The sequence below is a fragment of the Massilia violaceinigra genome, from assembly GCF_002752675.1.
GTDB lineage: Bacteria > Pseudomonadota > Gammaproteobacteria > Burkholderiales > Burkholderiaceae_D > Telluria_A > Telluria_A violaceinigra.
Genome location: NZ_CP024608.1, coordinates 7,287,670 through 7,304,574 on the forward strand (window position 1 = coordinate 7,287,670; position 16,905 = coordinate 7,304,574).

Consider the following 16,905-nt stretch of genomic DNA (forward strand, 5'->3'; position numbering starts at 1 on the left):
CGACAGACTACGCATCGGGATAATCGCAGTGCTCGACATAGCCTTCGCTGCCCTGGGTCGAGATGACCTTGGCCGGAATGCCGACCGCGACCGAATTTTCGCCCAGGTCGCGCGTGACGACGGCGTTGGCGCCGATGGCGCAGCCGTTGGCGATATGGATGGCGCCGACCACCACCGCGCCGGGGCCGATGTAAATGTTATCGCCCAGCACCGGCACGCCCTTGCGCTCGCCCCGGTTGAGCTGGCCGATGGTGATGCCCTGCGAAATATTGCAGTTGCGCCCGATGCGGGCGTCGCGGTTGATGACGATGCCGCCGAAGTGGCCGATGAAAAAGCCGGGGCCGATCTGCGTATCGTGCGGAATGGAAATTCCGAATTTGTAGGTGTAATGCTTGTGCATGATGCGTGCAAGCACGTAAACCGGCTTCCACAGCAGGCCCGCGCGCTGGGTGGCGGCGGCCAGGCGCAGCCACACCATGAAACGGAAACCGGGCACCATGCGGTAGGCGCGCAAGGCCGCGCGCGTGCCGCTCTGTCCGCCGAGATGGCGATACAGATCGGCGCGCCACAGCATGCGCAAGTGCTGGCGGCCCTGCGCGTTCATGCGAGCAGTGCCGACAGGTAGGGAGCGGCGACGGTCTCGGGCGCAAGGCGCGCCACCGCATAGTCGCGGCAACGCGCGCTGCAGGCGGCCAGTTCGGCCGGATCGGCCAGCAGGGCGCGCGCGGCGGCCACGGCGCCATCGATGTCGGCCACCGCCACGCCCAGGCCCAGGCGCTTGATGATACCGTCCGGATCGAAGGTGGCGACCACCGGCACGCCATTGGCCCAGGCTTGCAGATAGGTATTGGGAAAACCCTCGAAGGACGAGGTATTGACGAAAATGCGCGCGTTGGCGAACAGTTTCCGGGTCGAGCCGAACTTGACCTGGCCGTGAAAGCGCAGGTTGGGCAGGCTGGCCGCGCCCTGCTCCACCCGTGCGTACAGGTCGAGTTCTTCCGGATGGGCGCCGCCGGCCATTTCGCAGACCAGATCGGGCACCTTGCGCACGATGTCGACGAACCACTCGGGGCGCTTCATGGAGCGCATGTTGGCCAGCCACAGCAGGTCGGTCGCGCGCGCGGCCGGGGCCAGGATGGTCTCGGGCACGTCGGAAAACATGCCGGCCACGTCGGCGTGCAAGCCGTAGTTCTTCATCAGGAGTTCAGCCTGCTTGTCGGTTTGCGCCAGGATGGCGTCGGCGCGGCGCAGGCCGTAGTGATACAGCATGCGGTCGCGCGAACCGGACAGCAGCAGGGTGTCGGGCGCGCAATCGGAATCGGATGCGATGCGGAACACCAGGCGCCGCTTGTGGCGCTGGCAAAAGGCGGCGGCGATGCCGACATTGGCGCCGGCGCAGCTGACGTAATACACATCGGCGTCGGCGGCGCGCATGGCGGCCCAGGTCGAGGTCAGGCGCGGGGCGAAAAAGCGCAGGCCCGGCAGGCCGGCGGTCTTCTTGAAGGTCTTGCGCACTTTCACGCCGCTGACCTGCTCCAGGGCTTGCTGGCCGAAGTCGCCCACCACCGAGGTGACGTCCAGGCCGCTTTTGGCCAGATAGCGCGACATCAGTGCATGCTGCACTTCTTCGCCGCCGATATGCACTTTTTTCCCATCCAGGTCGGCGATGACGCCCCAGGCATAGTAGTTGAGCATGCAGATACGCCTGGATTTCTTGCCTGTCGATTCGATTACCGTCATCTTGCTACGTTACCTTTCGGATATTGCCGTACTCGTCTGTGGGGAAGACGGGCGCCTTGAATTTGTTCGGGTCCCTGCCCTTTTTCTTTTGCCGGAACACGCCGCCGCAACCCATCAGGATGCCGAGCGCGATCCAGAAATAGGACTGGGCGAAGGTGGGCGTGAAATGGTCGTCGGTGACGCCCTGGATGAACCAGAGCGGCACCAGCACGGCGCCGCCCGCGAACAGGCCCTGCAGGGCCGGCACGGCGTGTTCCTTGGACAGGCGCATGAATTCGCGCCGCACGAACAGCAGGAAAGCGAGCATGAAACCGAAACCCACCAGGCCCATGTCCATCAGTCCGCCCAGCCAGGCGCTGTGGGTCTGAGCCACCGGCAGCATCTTGTTCAGGCGCACGGGCGGGCTCCAGAGAATGGAAAATACGCCGTGCGGCAGGATCGGCTCGGCCAGCACGTAAGGCAGCAGCGGCAGCCAGATGCCGTCCACGCGGCCGGCGGTGACGGCGCCGCGGTCGCCTCCCTCCACCCCGGTCAGGGCGCGTTCCAGGATCGGCTCCAGCACGAAGGGGCCGATGCAGGCGGCCACCAGCACGCCGGTGATGACGGTCTTGACGCTGATGCGCTTCCAGAAGTAAATCAGGTTGATCAGGATGAAGCCGACAAAGCCGCCGCGCGAAAAGGTCATCAGCACGCACACGGCGAACAGGATGGCCGAGACGAAAAAGATGCGCCGGATATGGCTCGGAATTTCTTCGCGGATCGAAAACAGGGTCAGTGCGTACAGCATGTTCAGCACCAGGCTGAGCTCGTTAGCGTGCATGTTCAGCTTGCCGAGGAAGGTGCGCGCCAGGGGCGAGGCCAGCTGGCGCAGCGACATGCCGCTGGTCACCAGCAGCCAGGACATGAGGGCGCACAGCACCCAGCCCGAGGCCAGCATCAGGTACATGAATTTTTCCGGATGCTTACTGTGGCGCACCGACAAGCCGACCATCAGGGAGAGCATGACCAGAAATTGCGGCTTGATGAAGACGTCGCGGATGTAGCTGGTGGCCGTGTTGAACTGAATCAGGCGCTCGGCCTGGAAACGCGGCGGAATCAGGTCGACATTGTTCATGCCGACCAGGCAGGCGACCAGGATCGGCAGGATGTACCAGCCGAGCAGGCGTCCGGGTGCGATCGGGTCTTTCCAGCGGCGCAGGCCGGCATGGACGACGTACGAGACGATGGTGGCGATCAGGATCAGGTTCAGCGGGTTCAGGCCGCGGATGCCGAACATTTCGCGCGGGAAGAAACTGAGCGGCGAAAGCGGCATGATGACCACGGCAAACGCCACCCCGACCCGGAAGTCGAGCATGACCCACAGGCCGACGCTGGCCAGGATCACGGCGATCGGCACCAGCGCGCCCAGGGTCGGCACGGCGGCGCCGAACAGGGCGGCGAGCATCATCAGCGCGATCACGCCGGCGATCGCGGTCAGCTTGCCGCTGCCGCCCGGCTTGTAGCGGCGCGACTGGGGAACCGGGTGATCGATCATGCCGTCCCCGTGTTAAACAATCCGCACCACATCACGCAGGCGCGCCGATCAGCTTGGCGCGCACCGGTGGTGCAAGGTGCTTCATCAGGTCGTTCACAAACGCATCCTGGGCGGCGAAGGCAGCCTTGTCGTCGGGCTCGATCGACGAGACGCGGAACAGGTAGCCGTCCGGAATGAAGTCCGACAGGGCATACTTGAGCTGCACCACCTGGCGGTCGAGGTAGCTGCGCACCACGCTGCTGCCCATGGTGAACCAGTAGGTGACCGGCTCGATGCGCGGGCCATTGCTGGCCACCATGCGCGTGACCGGTACCGGCAAGCCGTCGAACACCAGGTTTTCATTATGCAGGTCGCGGATCTGGAAACCCTGGGCCGAGTAGCACACTTCCTGGCGGTGGGCGCGCATCGACTGGGTCTGGTTGGATCCGTAGGCGATGGTCAGCATCACGCGCTGGCCGCGGCTGTTGATGTAGGTGCGCGACAGGGTCTGGCTGTAGATGGTCGCCACTTTTTCCTGCTGCACGGACGACGGCACCATGGCCACCGCATCGGGATCGATCTTCCAGTCGCCGAATGCCCCCGGCACGCTGGTTTCCAGGCTGATCGCCGGCATGCTTTCAGAGAGCATTTTCTGCGGCTTGATGGCCACCGTGGCCAGCAGGGCGCCGCCCATCAGCAGCGCGGCCAGCGCGGCCATGCGCAGCGTTCCGTAGTCGGCCGTCAGGGCCGGCGGGCCGCCCGCGCCGGCGAACAGCGGCAGCGCTTCCTTGTCGGAGGCGCCGAAGCGCAGCAGCGAATCGGTGGCGATAATGAGGAGCAGCGCCGAGACGAACAGCACCATGCCGGCGAAACCGTGCAGGAAGCCCTGCCCGGCCGCGTCGCCCAGGTGGTAAGTGATCAGGGTGAGCACCATGACCCGGATCACGTTGGAAAGGAAGGAGATCGGCACGATCAGGATGGCCAGGGTGATGTTGCGGAACAGCGAATTGTGGCGCACGATGTTCAGGTACAGCAGGCCCAGCGCTTCCAGCGTGAACAGGGTATGCAGGCCGGCGCAGGCATCGGCCACGAGCAGCTTGTACTGGCCGATCTGGAGAATGACGCCGCTGCGCGAGATCGGATAGCCGACCCAGTACAGCACGTTGCCGACGACCCAGGAGACGGCGGTTTTCATCGGCATGGTCAGCATGTCGACCAGGGAACCCGGCAGCGGCAGCATGAACAGCATGAAGAAGAACGGGAACCACTGGGCGCGCAGCGCGCGCGTGCCGCGCATGAGCAGGATCAGGGCCATCAGGGTGCCGAGGAAGGAGCCGATCTCGAAGATGGCGATGCCTTGCGAACGGCCGATGAAGTACACGAACACGGACAGCACCAGCAGCGGCCAGCCCAGCCAGCTGCCGCGCTGGCCTTCGCTGGCGGCCAGCATCTGGCCCCAGTTGCGGTACAGCAGCCACAGCGAAATGCCGAGGATGATGGGGCCGTGGGCCTGCTCTTCGGTCGACCACAGGCCGGTGAGGATATCGTAGAAGCTCGGCACATACATCAGCAGCAGGCCGAGTGCGATCGGCGCCCAGGACGGCAGCGGCCCGTTGCCGGACAGTCCGGCCGGCAGGGTCGATTTGGCCTGCGCGCTCATTTGAAGTCCACCAGGACCGAGCCGACCACCACGGCGCCGTTCTGGGCGACCTGTTCGGCCAGGGCGTTGACATCGCCCATATGGGTTTTATTCTTGCGCGCGACGATCAGCACGCCGCCGGTGCGGGCGGCCAGCACCAGGGCGTCGAGCCCGGTCTGGCTGGCGGCCACGTCGTACAGGGTGACGTCGTATTTCGATTCGAGCTGGGCGTTCAGGCCGGCGAAATTGCTGCGGCTGAGCAGTTCCTGGGGATTCGGCGGCAAGGTGCCGGCGCCCAGCACCGACAGGTCGACGAAGGAGCCGACATGGGCCACCACGTCGAGGTCGGCGCGGCCGGCCAGCACGTCGGACAAGCCCTGGCGGCCGGGAATATTGAAGATGGCGTGCTGGGCAGGTTTGCGCAAGTTGGCGTCGACCAGCAGGGTGTGTTCGCCCAGCTGGGAAAACACCACCGCCAGGTTGGCCGCGAACAGGCTGGCGCCATCGCCGCGGTCGATGCCGACCACGGTGAGCGACTTGCGCCCGCGCGCGAACCAGCGCAGCATCAGCTGGCTGCGCACGGCGCGCAGGGTTTCAACCTGCGGGCTGAACGGGTCGTAGGCCGCCACCAGGTGCGGCGAATAGCTGCCCTCGCCCGGCTGCAGGTAGGGATAGTCGAACTGGCGCGCCAGCACTTGCTGGATGTCGGCTTCGTTGATCAGGCCCAGGCGCTGGGCGGCCTCGCCGAAGCGGATCCCCAGTTCCTTCTGCATGCGCAGCACGCGCTCGGCGTTCTCGGGGGTGATCTTGCCCGACTCCAGCAGCAAGCCGCCGATGCTCGAATCGGCGCGTTTCAGTTTCTCGGAGGCGGCGAGGGAAAGCTCGGTCTGCGTCATGGTGTTTCCTATTGTTGGTTCAGGCGCGGGCTGCTAGCCCAGGCGCAGGCGGCGCGGCAGCAGCGAATTGATCGCGCTGTAGCGGCGGCGCTTCGGCGCGGTCCAGTCGATCACGCCGAGCACCGGCATCTGCAGCACTTCGGCCATATCGGTTTCGGAACGCACGCGGCGGTCGATCATTTCGGTCAGCAGGGCGAAGCCCAGGCCCAGCATGACGCCGAGGAAGGCCGACAGCATGGTGTTGAGCATCACGCGCGGACCGTTGGCGCCCAGCGGCGCGGTGGCCGGATTGAGCACGGCGATGTCGGACTGCTCGGAGGCGCCCTCGATGCGGGTCTGCGAGAAACGCTGCGAGGTGGCGTCGAATGCGCGCTGGGCGCTCTCGACATCCTTGACCAGCACGCCCAGCTCGTCGCGGCTGCGGTTCAGTTCCAGTACCTTGGCCTTCTGGGCCGCCAGCGCCGCGCGCACCGATGCTTCGCGCTGCTGCAGGATGGCGGCGTTGCTGCCGACATTGTTGGAAGCGGCGCGCAGCTGGGTCGACAGGTTGGCGTTGATCTTGTCGACTTCGGCCTTGACGCTCAGGTACTGGGGATGGTTCTGGCCCAGGCGCTGGCCCACTTCGGCCAGGCGCGATTCGGCGCCGGCCAGCTGCACCTTGAGGTTCTGCACCAGCGGATTGGCGGCCACGTCGGGCGAATCGGCGCCGCGCGCACCCTGCGCCATGCCCTGGCGCGAATTGGCTTCCATGGCCTGGCCCTGGGCCGAGACCAGCTGGGCCGACAGGTCGTTGAGGCGGTTCGATTCGACGTCGAGACGGTTGTCGACGCTGACGATGCCATTGTCCTGCTGGTACTTGGACAGGCGGCTCTGGGCCGCTTCCACGTTACCGCGCAGCATTTTGGTCTGCTCGTTGAAGTAGGCCGCGGCCTTTTTCATCGGCTCGACCTTCAGTTCGATGCTCAGCTTCTGGTATTCCTCGGCGAACGCATTCGCCACGGCCGCCACGAATTGCGGATCGGCGCCCTTGAAATTGATTTCCACCACGCTGCTTTCGCGCGAGGGCACCACGTCGAGCTTGTGCAGCAAGAGGCCGGCGAGCCAGTCGCGCACGGTCCCGTTGCCGCCGGTGGCTTTCTTGAACTGATCGACCACGGTCGGGTTTTCGGCCATCTTGAGCTGGTCGACCACCCGTCCGGCAACGTTCTTGCTGCTGATGATATCGATCTGGGTTGCCATATAACCCGGCAACAATTGGCTCGGCATCGCCATCCCGGTCAGCGGATCCACACCCTTGTAGTTGAGCAGCACGGACGCCGTGGCCTGGTAAGTCTTGGGCATCGACAGGCTGACCATCAGGGTCAGGGTGACGGTGACCAGCAAGGTCGCGAGGATGATGTACTTGCGCGCATACAAAATCAGCAGGAACTGGGATAAATTCATTTAGTAACTCTCGATATGGTGCGGCGGCCGAGGCCGCGGGCCGAGGCCGCAGGCCAGGGCCCCGGCCAAAAAATTAGAACCAGCTTTCCTTGACGAAGACGACGTCGTCAACTTGCAGCAGGTCGTCCTGCTTGGCGTCGATCAGGCGAATCTTGCCGTCCGCATCGCGGCGCTTGATGACCAGGCCGCGCTCGGTGCCGCGCATGGACAGGCCACCGCCGGCCGACAGGGCCTGCACCACGGTCATCGAACGCTCGAGGCGGAACGCGCCCGGACGCTGGACTTCGCCGTAGATATAGAATTTCGGGGCGCGCTCGACGTACACGACGTCGTTGCCGGACAAAGCGTAATCCTTGGCCAGCTGGCCGGCGCGGATCATTTCGATGACATCGATTTCCTCGCGCGTGGTCTTGCCGTCGCGGGTGCGGATCAGGCTGAGGCGGTCGCCGCCTTCGCCATTGATGCCGCCGGCCATGGCCAGCAAGTCCATCAGGCTGCGCTTGCCTTCGATCGGGTAGCGGCCCGGGCGGTTAACCTGGCCCAGCACCGATACCTGCTGGCTCTGCACCGCGGTGACGATCACGTTCACTTGCGGTTTCTTGACGTAATTGCCCGCTTCCAGCAGGGAAGCGATTTTCTTTTCCGCCGCCGCCGCCGACAGGCCCGCCACCGGCACCTGGCCGATCAGTGGGAAACTGATATTGCCGCCTTCGCTGACCCGGGTTTCCAGGGTCAGGTCGGGACTGCCGTAGACGGAGACCTTGAGCACGTCGCCCGGTCCGAGCGGCAGATCGGCGGCCATGGCAGCGCCCATCGTCATGGTCATCAGGAAAGCCATCAGGCCGTGTACCAGTTGTTTCATTATTTTCACCTCTAATCAGTTCAGTTTCAGTTTGTCGGGACGGTGGCCGGGGCCGCTTATTTCAGACCTGCCACGCCGCGCGCCGTGGCGGCGTCGTCGGCGGCCGGCGTGGCTGCCGGCTGGGCCGGCGCGGCGTCGGCCGGCGCCGGGGTGGCTGGCGCGGCGGCCGTCGCCGGAGCGGCGGGCGCGGCGGCCAGGGTCGGTGCTTTCAGGTAATCGATCTTGGCGGCCGTGCGCAGACGCTTGAGTTCGGCATCGGCGGCGTCCTTGGTGCGCTTGTTGAACAGGAATTTCTCGATCTGGGGCGAAGCCACTTCGAGCGAGGCCGGGTTGTCGCGCACGTCGACGATCGATACCAGCATGCTGCGCTCGCCTTCCTTGACGATGAACAGCTGGTTCTTCGGCATGCTCTTGAGCTTGGCGGACATTTCCGGCGCCAGGTCGGAGGTGGTGCGCGATGCCTGGGCGCGCATGTACTTGATCTTGTTGGCGTCGAACCAGACGGCCACGTCGTCGAGCGACTTGGCGTTCTCGGCCACGTTCTTGACTTCGTCGCTCAGGTCTTTCGACTGGATCACCAGCTGCTTCATGTCGAACTGCTTGCGGGCGGCGAAGAAGTCGGGATTCTTGGTGTAGTAATCGCTGATTTCGGCGGCGGTCGGACGGGCCAGGCCGCCGACTTTCTTCTGCATGTAGTATTGCGCGATGATCAGGGCCTTGGCCCGTTCGATCGCCTGCACCACCTTCGGATCGCGGTCGGTCTTGTCCTTGGCCGCTTCATTTTGCAGCAGCTGGCGGTCGATCAGGGCTTCGACCAGCTTCTTGCTGGCCTCGGCCTGCTGGGCCGGCGGCACATTGGCCAGCATCAGCTCTTCGCTCAGCTGCAGCTCGGTGATTTCTTCTCCATTGACGCTGACCAGCGCCTGGCCCACCTTGGGCTTGCTGTCTTTGTTGCCGCAGCCGGCAAGTCCGGCGAGCGCGACCATAAGGGCGGCGCACAGCAAACGTTTGTGGGATGGCGGCGACATGGCCAGGGTGGAGTTGTTCAATTTATTCCTCAATTTTGTTTATAAAGCTTGATTAATACACAACGAGATTGCCGGGATTATTACACACATCGGCAAATCGATGCGTTTAAATGGTGCTGCTATTCCGCCCTGCATGATGGCCGGCGGGCAGCGCAAGGGCGCCCGCGCCGTCCTTCATTTTAGCGCGTTGTTGATGACGACGAAACAACTTTTGCTGCACTGCGGTAGCGGATTAAGTCCGGCTTAATACGCCTTGTTGTATTAGTGCGCATTCTCGCGGCTGAACACGACCTTGACCGTCTTGACGATGATCCACAGGTCGAGCCAGAGCGACCAGCTGCGCAGATAATCGAGATCGTACTGGATGCGCGCTTCCATCTTGTCCAGCGTTTCGGTCTCGCCGCGCATGCCGTTGACCTGGGCCCAGCCGGTGATGCCGGGCTTGACCTTGTGGCGCAGCATGTAGCCCTTGATCAGCTTGCGGTACTGCTCGTTGTGCGCCACCGCGTGCGGACGCGGGCCGACGATGCTCATGCGTCCCTGCAGCACGTTGAAGAACTGGGGCAGCTCGTCGAGCGAACTCTTGCGCAAAAACGCGCCGACCCGGGTGATGCGCTGGTCGCCCTTGCGCGCCTGCACGACGGTGTCGCCATTTTCGGTCACCGTCATCGAGCGGAACTTGTAGACGATGATTTCCTCGCCGTACAGGCCGTAGCGGCGCTGGCGGAAGATCACCGGTCCGGGCGAGGTGAACTTCACGGCGGCGGCGATGACGAGCATGATCGGCAGCAGCATCAGCTGGATGATCAGGCCGAGCACGATGTCGCTGGTGCGCTTGACCATGCTGTTCAAGCCCATGAACGGGGTTTCGCAGATGGCGATCACGGGCATGCCGCCGACGTTGTCGAAGCGCGCCTGCATCAGATCGAACACATAGATATCGGGCAGGAAATAGACCGAGGCCGTGGTGTCCTGCAGTTCGTCGAGCAGCTTGCGGATGCGCGGCTGGGCCGAGATCGGCTGGCTGATGAAGATCATCTTGATGTTATGTTCGCGCACGTAGGCGGCGATATCGGCCATCTTGCCCAGCATCGGATGGCGCAGATTGGCCGGATGGCGGTCTTCGGTGCGGTCGTCGAAAAAGCCGTGCATCTGCATGAACAGGTTCTTGTGGCGCTCGCAGATGCCGGCGAACTTGATGCCGACGTCATTGGCGCCGATCACCACCACCGAGCGCATTTCGGTATTGTTGCCGGGGCCGACGGAGACGCGGCGCACCGCCAGGTGGCTCACCAGCATCACGATCGGGGTGGCGATGAACCAGGCCAGCACCACTTTGTTGTCGTAATAATACGACAGTCCGCTGGCCGAACCGAGGAACAGCAGCACGCACACGGTCAGGATCCAGCCGAACACGGTGTCGCGCATATAGGCGAGCATGCGCCCGCTGCGCCAGGTCCGGTACGGATCGACGTGCTGGTAGACGGCGGACGAGACGAAGAACGCGAGAATCATCAATACCAGCGAATACCCCGTGAACGGTTCATGGAAGAACATCGACGAGACGTACAGGGTCCCCATGATGATCAGGGGATCGAGCACGCGCTGGAAGAACGAAATTAAGGGGATGTCATTGACCGTCATGGGCACCTTTAAAACTGCGCATTGGCGTTCACTGAAACCGTGTTCGCCTTGAAGCTTCCATTACCGAGGAATTGCGCGCCGCTGCGCTCCTGGTGGATGAAAGAGGTAGAAAATTGCAAGGACTGCGCGGGAACCCAGGTGGCGCCGAAGGTGGCCGTGCGCAATGTGTCGCTCAGGTCGCCCGGCGAATTGGGCAGCAGGCGGCCTTCGTAGGAGCGCTGTTCCACGCTCAGCGAGCTGTCGAAGCGCACCTTGGCCATGGCATCCCAGCTGGCGCCGAGGCTCGCGCCGCGGTTCAGGCTGAAGGTATAGTAATAGTTATCGATGGCGGCAAACTCGCGCCACAGCGCGCCGTTGAGGCGCAACTTCTGGCGCGGACTGTAGTCCGCCGTGACGCGCCCGTTGAAGCCGCCGACATCGTGCGGGCCCGCCTGCGCATTCTTGCGCTTGGCGTAGCCGGCCAATCCTTGCACGGTGAGGATGGGCGTGGCGCGCCAGACCACGCGCGCCTTCAATTCATCCTGCTCGTAATCGTCGTCGCGCACCAGGCCGGCGATAATGCGCTTGTTCAGGTACTTGCCGGTCAGGCGGCGCGCCACCAGGCCGGCGCTGCTGCCGCTGCGCGGCAGGTAGTCGAAGCCGGCTTCGACCGCGTCCTGGGTGCGGTCGTTGTAGCGCTGCACCAGCAGCTCATACGTATATTTGTCGCGCGAAGCGGCGCCGCGTACGCGCCAGCTCGGATGCATGCGCCAGGCGCCATCGACGAACTGGCGGCGCTGCACGCGCAGGTTGCGCTCGCGGCTCTGGAAATCGGTGTACGGCGCCAGGCTCTGGGCGTACGTGGCGCCGAGGCTGCCTTCCAGATGGTTGCCGAGCTGCCAGTTCCAGGTACCCTGGAAATCCTTGCCGTCGTAGTCGAGCTGGCGGAAGTGCGAGTACGCCACTTTCGACAGCTTGCCCTGCAGCTGGATGCGCTGGCGGCTGTAGGTTTTGTCGACAATGACCCCGGCTACGCTCTGGCGCGCCGAATCGCTGCGCTGGTTGTCGTAACCAGGCGACTCGTCCTCCAGGCGAAACAGGTTGTCATCGTAGAAATAGCCGAGGCTGCCGTAAACGTGGAACGCATCGGACGGCCCGGCCCAGGCCGGAACGGCGGCAGCGACGCCCAGGGCAAGGGCCAGCGCGGCGGCGCCCGGCGCGGCGGCGCCCGGCGTGGGCAGGTCGGATAAGGTGGCAAGGAGGAAGGCATTTGTTAGTCTTTGTTCAAGTCATTTCGAATTGGCGAGATATTACCAGTATGTCCAATTTCCTGTTCGCACAATCCACAGCCCCAGGAGACCGTTGGTGACGGCGTGCGCGAGGATGGATGACCACAGGCTGCGATGTTTCATGTACAACAGGGAATAGGCGGCGCCGGCGACGATACCGGCCAGCCACAGGTTATGCTCAAATCCAAACAGGACGACGCCGATCACAAAACTTTTGAGGCTTATTTGTGCTGGATCAAGCGACTCGAAATGGTCGGAATCGATCCAGCGCATCAGGAAAGAGCGCCAGAACAGTTCTTCCATGACGGGCACGACCAGGGCGGCGCCGGCGATGCGCACGGCCACCATCAGCCAATCGATCTGGCCGCCGGTGGTGGGATTGAAGCCCTCGGGCGCGCCGATCACCATCCAGTCGGCGTTCAGGCTGACCCACAGCACCAGCACCACCACGCCGGTCACGACGGCCACGGCGCTGGCCAGGGCGCCCAGGCGCCAGGCATGCAGTTCGGTGTAATCGCGCCAGAACCAGGCCAGGGTAGCGAGGACGGCGCCGATCTTGAGGGCGTACATCCAGCGCAGCGCCTGGGCGTCGAAGCCCAGGCGGGTCAGGACATCGACCGCGATGATGAAGAAGATATAGACCAGGAACGGCAGGATGCGGGCCCAGGCCGAGCGACTGAACATCGGAACGTTGGCAGCGGCAGGCGCCGTCAGGTCGGGTTGTTCATTGCGTTCGGACATGGTTCTTCATCTGCCAGGCATCTGCCTGCTCCTGTTTAGTCTATGGTGATCATCCCTTTGAACGGGCTTCGATCAGTTCCCACTTTTCCAGCGCATCGCTCAGAAGCTGATCGATTTCGGCAAAGCGCGTGTTGAGGCGCTTGGCATCGGCCGGGTTGGTCCTGTAAAAGTCCGGTGCATTGAGTTGCTGCGTGATGGCCGATTGCTCGTCCTCCAGGCTGGCTATCAATAATGGCAGCTCTTCGAGCTCCCGCTGTTCCTTGTTACTCAATTTTACCTTTTTGGCAACAGGAACACCAGCAGATGTTGTAGGAGTTTTAACAACGGCCTTCGGCGCGGCGGCGCTGCTCTGGGCCTGGATCTGGCCTTTCACGCGTTCCCAATCGGTATAGCCACCGACGAATTCGCGCCAGCTGCCCTCGCCTTCGGCCACGATCACCTGGGTCACGACATTGTCGAGAAAGGTACGGTCGTGGCTGACCAGGAACACGGTACCGGTGTAGTCTTCCAACAACTCTTCGAGCAGTTCGAGGGTATCGATGTCCAGATCGTTGGTCGGCTCATCGAGCACCAGGCAGTTGGCCGGCTTGGCGAACAGGCGCGCCAGCAGCAGGCGGTTGCGCTCGCCGCCGGAGAGCGACTTGACCGGCGAACGGGCCCGTTCCGGCGCGAACAGGAAGTCGTTCAGATAGGTCATGACGTGCTTGCGCGCGCCATTGATCTCGACCCAGTCGCTGCCCGGGGCGATGGTTTCCATCAGATTGGCTTCTTCGTTGAGCTGGGCGCGCATCTGGTCGAAGTACGCGACCTGCAGCTTGGTGCCCAGACGCACGGTGCCGCTGTCGGCTTGCTCTTCGCCAAGGATCATTTTCAGCAAGGTGGTCTTGCCGGCACCGTTGGCGCCGATCAGGCCGACCTTGTCGCCGCGCAGGATGGTGCCGCTGAAGTTGCTGACGATGACCTTGTCGCCATACGCCTTGTTGACGTTTTCCAGGTCCGCCACGATCTTGCCCGAGCGCTCGCCCGACGACACTTCGAGCTTGACCTGGCCCTGCTGGTCGCGGCGCGCGGCGCGCAACAGGCGCAGCGCTTCCAGGCGGCGCACGCGGCCTTCGTCGCGCACGCGGCGCGCCTTGACGCCCTTGCGGATCCAGACTTCTTCCTGGGCCAGGAATTTATCGAACTTGGCCGCTTCGACTTCTTCGATTTCCAGCTGTTCGGCCTTGCGCGTCTGGTAGGCGCTGAAATTGCCCGGATAGGACAGCAGCTTGCCGCGGTCGAGTTCGATGATGCGGGTGGCGACGTTATCGAGGAAGCTACGATCGTGGGTGATGAACAGGACCGAGCCCTTGAAGTCGCGCAACAGGCTTTCCAGCCACAGGATCGAGCGGAAGTCGAGGTGGTTGGTCGGCTCGTCGAGCAGCAGCACGTCCGGCGCGGACACCAGCGCCACGGCCAGCGCGACGCGCTTTTGCATACCGCCCGACAGCGTGCCCATCAGCGCATCGCCGGACAGGCTGAGGCGGTCGAGGGTGGTGTCGACCTTGTTTTGCATGCTCCAGCCATCGGTGGCGTCGAGCTGGACTTGCAGGTCGTGCATGCGTTCCATCAGGGCATCGTCGTCGCCCTGGCCGAACTGGCCGGTCAGTTCTTCGTATTCGGCCAGCATGGCGGCCTGGCCACCCATGCCGGCGGCAACCGCGTCGAACACCGACATGCCCGGGTCGAAGGTCGGTTCCTGCTCGACATAGGCGATTTTGATGCCTTGTTGCATGACCAGCAAACCATCATCGAGCTTGAATTTGCCCGAAATGGTTTTCAGCAGCGAGGACTTGCCGGTACCGTTGCGCCCGATCAGACCGACGCGCTCCGTGGTTTCAAGGGAAAATTCCGCGTGATCGAGCAACGCGACGTGGCCGAACGCAAGTTGCGCCGACGAGAGAGAAATGACAGCCATAGAGGGTAAGTGCGCAGGCAGGAAAACCGGCCAGATGAATGAATGAAGCACGCATTGTACCGACTTGGGACAGAGGACACCCAATTTGCCGCCATTTAGGGCGCAATCCTCGGCTATAATTGCGTCGATTCACGACACCGGGCCGCCTCAGGCGGGGGCCGATCGCCGAATCATAGCGTCCTCTCCGTAGCACAATGGATAGTGCACATGCCTCCTAAGCGTGGGATACAAGTTCGATTCTTGTCGGAGGGACCAGAAAAAGCCTAAGAATCAATGACTTATGCTTCGCTTTTGACACGGTTGCGACAAAAAAACGATGCCACCCTTAGAGGTGGCTTTTTTGTGTTCGCTAAATCGTGTTCTGTCCGCCTGTCGTAGAGTTTCGGCAGGAGGATTCACCCATGTTTACGCCACGCGAAGACACGGAGACGTCGGCCCAGATCACAGAGGCGCCGGCATGCAGAACGCATTCGGCAAGGAGGCGGCGCTTAAACTGCTGCGCGCATGCCCGTTGTCAGACGAGCTCGCCATCGAGGCGCTGGCCGGGCGGTACGAGCGCCGAACCAGGCCAGACGCCGGGAACTTTGACGCGTCAGCCGAGTCAAATCGAAACACATCAAACAGGGCGCACGTCCCGCTATCATGATCTGCCTACCCGCCGACTTCGCGGCGGCCATAGGAGGCATCATGGATTGCACTACTGCAAAAGATATGCCAAACGTCGAAAATCGCCGGGAGCCGCGGGCGCCCGAGCAAGGGGAAAACATCAGTTCAATGGACATTGTAGGGCTGGGCGCGGCGCTTGGCGCTGGGTTTGGCGCCCATGTTGTTCGCCAGGCTGGGCCGGTGGCTGGCGGCGCGGCCATTGGGGTTTTTGGCGCCGCCGTAGGGGGTGTGGCCGCCTCTGGCGTGACAGGCTGGAAAATTGGCAGCCTGATCGGCGATATTCCGTCCGTAAGCAAGTACCTTGATCATGCGACAGGCATGATACTTAACGCGCCCAGCGAGCTCGGGCACCTTTACGTGGCGCCGAAATACCCTGATGAGTTCTGGAAATTTCATCCAGGGCCAGGATCAACGCCAAGCGACGTGTGGTGGTATGTGCCAGAGCTCGGTGACCGGATTGCAGGAACCGGTGATACGGTGTTCCGAGACCCTTATGCAGCCATCGGGAATGCGGGCATTGACTATGGTGGGCAAGATGAAGGTGGCGGCCGCAAGATCGCATTGCTCGCTATTGCAAAGGCATAATCACATGAAGACCGACAATCGCTTTTGGCGCGATGTGGCCGCCATTGTCGCAGTGGGGCTCGTTGTATGTGGCATTTTTTGGCTACTGCTGAATGCATACTACACCGACGAAATGCCGGCCGTGGTTAGGAACTGGATGCCTGTTATTGTATTTGTGATTAGCGTCGGGTATCTGATCGAGGACCGCATGAGCTACCCTGCTGAACAGCCGGGGCAAGATTCCGCCGCCCCTGCTGAGGACCAGCAGCCCAACAATTAAGTCGGGTCGGGCAAAGCGCTGGCTGCGCACCATGGCGCGTGTTGCTCAGCCAGCCGATTCGTCGTCATCGTCCCCCGGCTCGTAAATATCCGCCCAAGCTTTCCGCTTCCTCTCCCGCTCATCCACGACGCATGGTTCGCGGTCTAGAAGCCGCATTGCGCGCCAGCCTCCAACTTTGCGACGCGATGCCAGCGAGGGCGAGAAGGTGCTGGCCCTTGTACGCGACCTGCAACGATGGGGACAGCCCGCCGATATTGCCGAGTAGCTTCATCGCTCATCTGCTGACGCCGCTCATACCGCCCGGCCAGCGCCGCCTGAGCCAAGTCCACTTGCACATTGCGGCGACGCAAGATGTCCAGCGCAACGTCTTCACCGAATGCGATGTTCATATGCAATGCCTCGCCGATTTCCTCGGCTGTCTTGGGTCGTAGATGTTCGCCCAGAGATTCTCCGATTGAACAACCTTAATAGCAAAGCTGATACCGAACTGGCGCCAGATTGCCCGCCTGAATCTGCCCGTATATTTGTTGGCATGTCCCCTACCCCGTCACAACCAACTCTCTATTCATGCGGGTTGTGGCCCACTATTCCATTCTTGTCGGAGGGACCAGTCGGTTCGGGGCCATGACCATGGCCCGGACAGCGGGCGCGGCGGCCTGCCTGT

Annotated in this window: 14 protein-coding genes and 1 tRNA gene; 3 read left to right on the forward strand and 12 right to left on the reverse strand. The window is 62.9% G+C overall.

Going from position 1 to position 16,905, the window contains the following annotated elements; all coding sequences use genetic code 11:
- Nucleotides 1-7 precede the first annotated feature (7 nt).
- The 12 genes from CR152_RS31475 to CR152_RS31535 form a co-directional block, all read right to left on the reverse strand.
- Nucleotides 8-604 (reverse strand): serine O-acetyltransferase, encoded by a 597-nt coding sequence (locus CR152_RS31475; protein ID WP_099881608.1) that lies wholly within the window; start codon nt 602-604, stop codon nt 8-10.
- Nucleotides 601-1,695, reverse strand: a complete 1,095-nt coding sequence (locus tag CR152_RS31480) for a glycosyltransferase family 4 protein (protein WP_167399981.1) — start codon at nt 1,693-1,695, stop codon at nt 601-603. The genes CR152_RS31475 and CR152_RS31480 overlap by 4 nt, the downstream gene beginning before the upstream one ends.
- A 49-nt stretch (nt 1,696-1,744) precedes the next feature.
- Entirely contained in the window at nt 1,745-3,274 is a 1,530-nt protein-coding gene (locus CR152_RS31485; RefSeq protein WP_099881612.1) for an O-antigen ligase family protein, read from the reverse strand.
- Nucleotides 3,275-3,305: 31 nt separating this feature from the next.
- Nucleotides 3,306-4,913 carry an exosortase B gene (gene xrtB / locus CR152_RS31490; RefSeq protein WP_099881614.1) on the reverse strand — a complete coding sequence of 536 codons (1,608 nt, stop codon included), beginning with the start codon at nt 4,911-4,913 and terminating at the stop codon, nt 3,306-3,308.
- The gene (gene epsG, locus CR152_RS31495) at nt 4,910-5,788 is read right to left on the reverse strand and encodes a chain length determinant protein tyrosine kinase EpsG (RefSeq protein WP_099881616.1); all 879 of its coding nucleotides are present in this window, start codon (nt 5,786-5,788) and stop codon (nt 4,910-4,912) included. The genes xrtB and epsG overlap by 4 nt, the downstream gene beginning before the upstream one ends.
- Nucleotides 5,789-5,821: 33 nt before the next feature.
- On the reverse strand, nt 5,822-7,231 hold the full coding sequence (gene epsF, locus CR152_RS31500) for a chain length determinant protein EpsF (RefSeq protein WP_099881618.1): 1,410 nt from the start codon (nt 7,229-7,231) through the stop codon (nt 5,822-5,824).
- 73 nt (nt 7,232-7,304) lie between these two features.
- Nucleotides 7,305-8,093 carry a polysaccharide export protein EpsE gene (epsE, locus tag CR152_RS31505; protein WP_099881620.1) on the reverse strand — a complete coding sequence of 263 codons (789 nt, stop codon included), beginning with the start codon at nt 8,091-8,093 and terminating at the stop codon, nt 7,305-7,307.
- Nucleotides 8,094-8,149: 56 nt separating this feature from the next.
- On the reverse strand, nt 8,150-9,142 hold the full coding sequence (locus CR152_RS31510; RefSeq protein WP_229413741.1) for an EpsD family peptidyl-prolyl cis-trans isomerase: 993 nt from the start codon (nt 9,140-9,142) through the stop codon (nt 8,150-8,152).
- A 240-nt stretch (nt 9,143-9,382) separates the two neighbouring features.
- Nucleotides 9,383-10,765: an undecaprenyl-phosphate glucose phosphotransferase gene (locus CR152_RS31515; protein ID WP_099881622.1), complete on the reverse strand. Its 1,383-nt coding sequence runs from the start codon at nt 10,763-10,765 to the stop codon at nt 9,383-9,385.
- A gap of 8 nt (nt 10,766-10,773) precedes the next feature.
- Nucleotides 10,774-11,985 (reverse strand): XrtB/PEP-CTERM-associated polysaccharide biosynthesis outer membrane protein EpsL, encoded by a 1,212-nt coding sequence (epsL, locus tag CR152_RS31520; RefSeq protein WP_370663871.1) that lies wholly within the window; start codon nt 11,983-11,985, stop codon nt 10,774-10,776.
- A 69-nt stretch (nt 11,986-12,054) separates the two neighbouring features.
- Nucleotides 12,055-12,774 (reverse strand): CAAX prenyl protease-related protein, encoded by a 720-nt coding sequence (locus tag CR152_RS31530; RefSeq protein ID WP_229413742.1) that lies wholly within the window; start codon nt 12,772-12,774, stop codon nt 12,055-12,057.
- Between the two features lie 49 nt (nt 12,775-12,823).
- The gene (locus CR152_RS31535) at nt 12,824-14,731 is read right to left on the reverse strand and encodes an ATP-binding cassette domain-containing protein (protein WP_099881628.1); all 1,908 of its coding nucleotides are present in this window, start codon (nt 14,729-14,731) and stop codon (nt 12,824-12,826) included.
- Nucleotides 14,732-14,911: 180 nt separating this feature from the next.
- Here CR152_RS31535 and CR152_RS31540 point away from each other — a divergent pair.
- The 3 genes from CR152_RS31540 to CR152_RS31555 all read left to right on the forward strand — a co-directional run bounded on the left by CR152_RS31540 (nt 14,912) and on the right by CR152_RS31555 (nt 16,241).
- Nucleotides 14,912-14,986, forward strand: a tRNA-Arg gene (locus CR152_RS31540).
- Between the two features lie 432 nt (nt 14,987-15,418).
- Nucleotides 15,419-15,982, forward strand: coding sequence for a hypothetical protein (locus CR152_RS31550; RefSeq protein ID WP_157778861.1), 564 nt, complete (start codon nt 15,419-15,421; stop codon nt 15,980-15,982).
- A 4-nt stretch (nt 15,983-15,986) separates the two neighbouring features.
- Nucleotides 15,987-16,241 carry a hypothetical protein gene (locus CR152_RS31555; RefSeq protein WP_099881633.1) on the forward strand — a complete coding sequence of 85 codons (255 nt, stop codon included), beginning with the start codon at nt 15,987-15,989 and terminating at the stop codon, nt 16,239-16,241.
- Nucleotides 16,242-16,905: the final 664 nt, after the last annotated feature.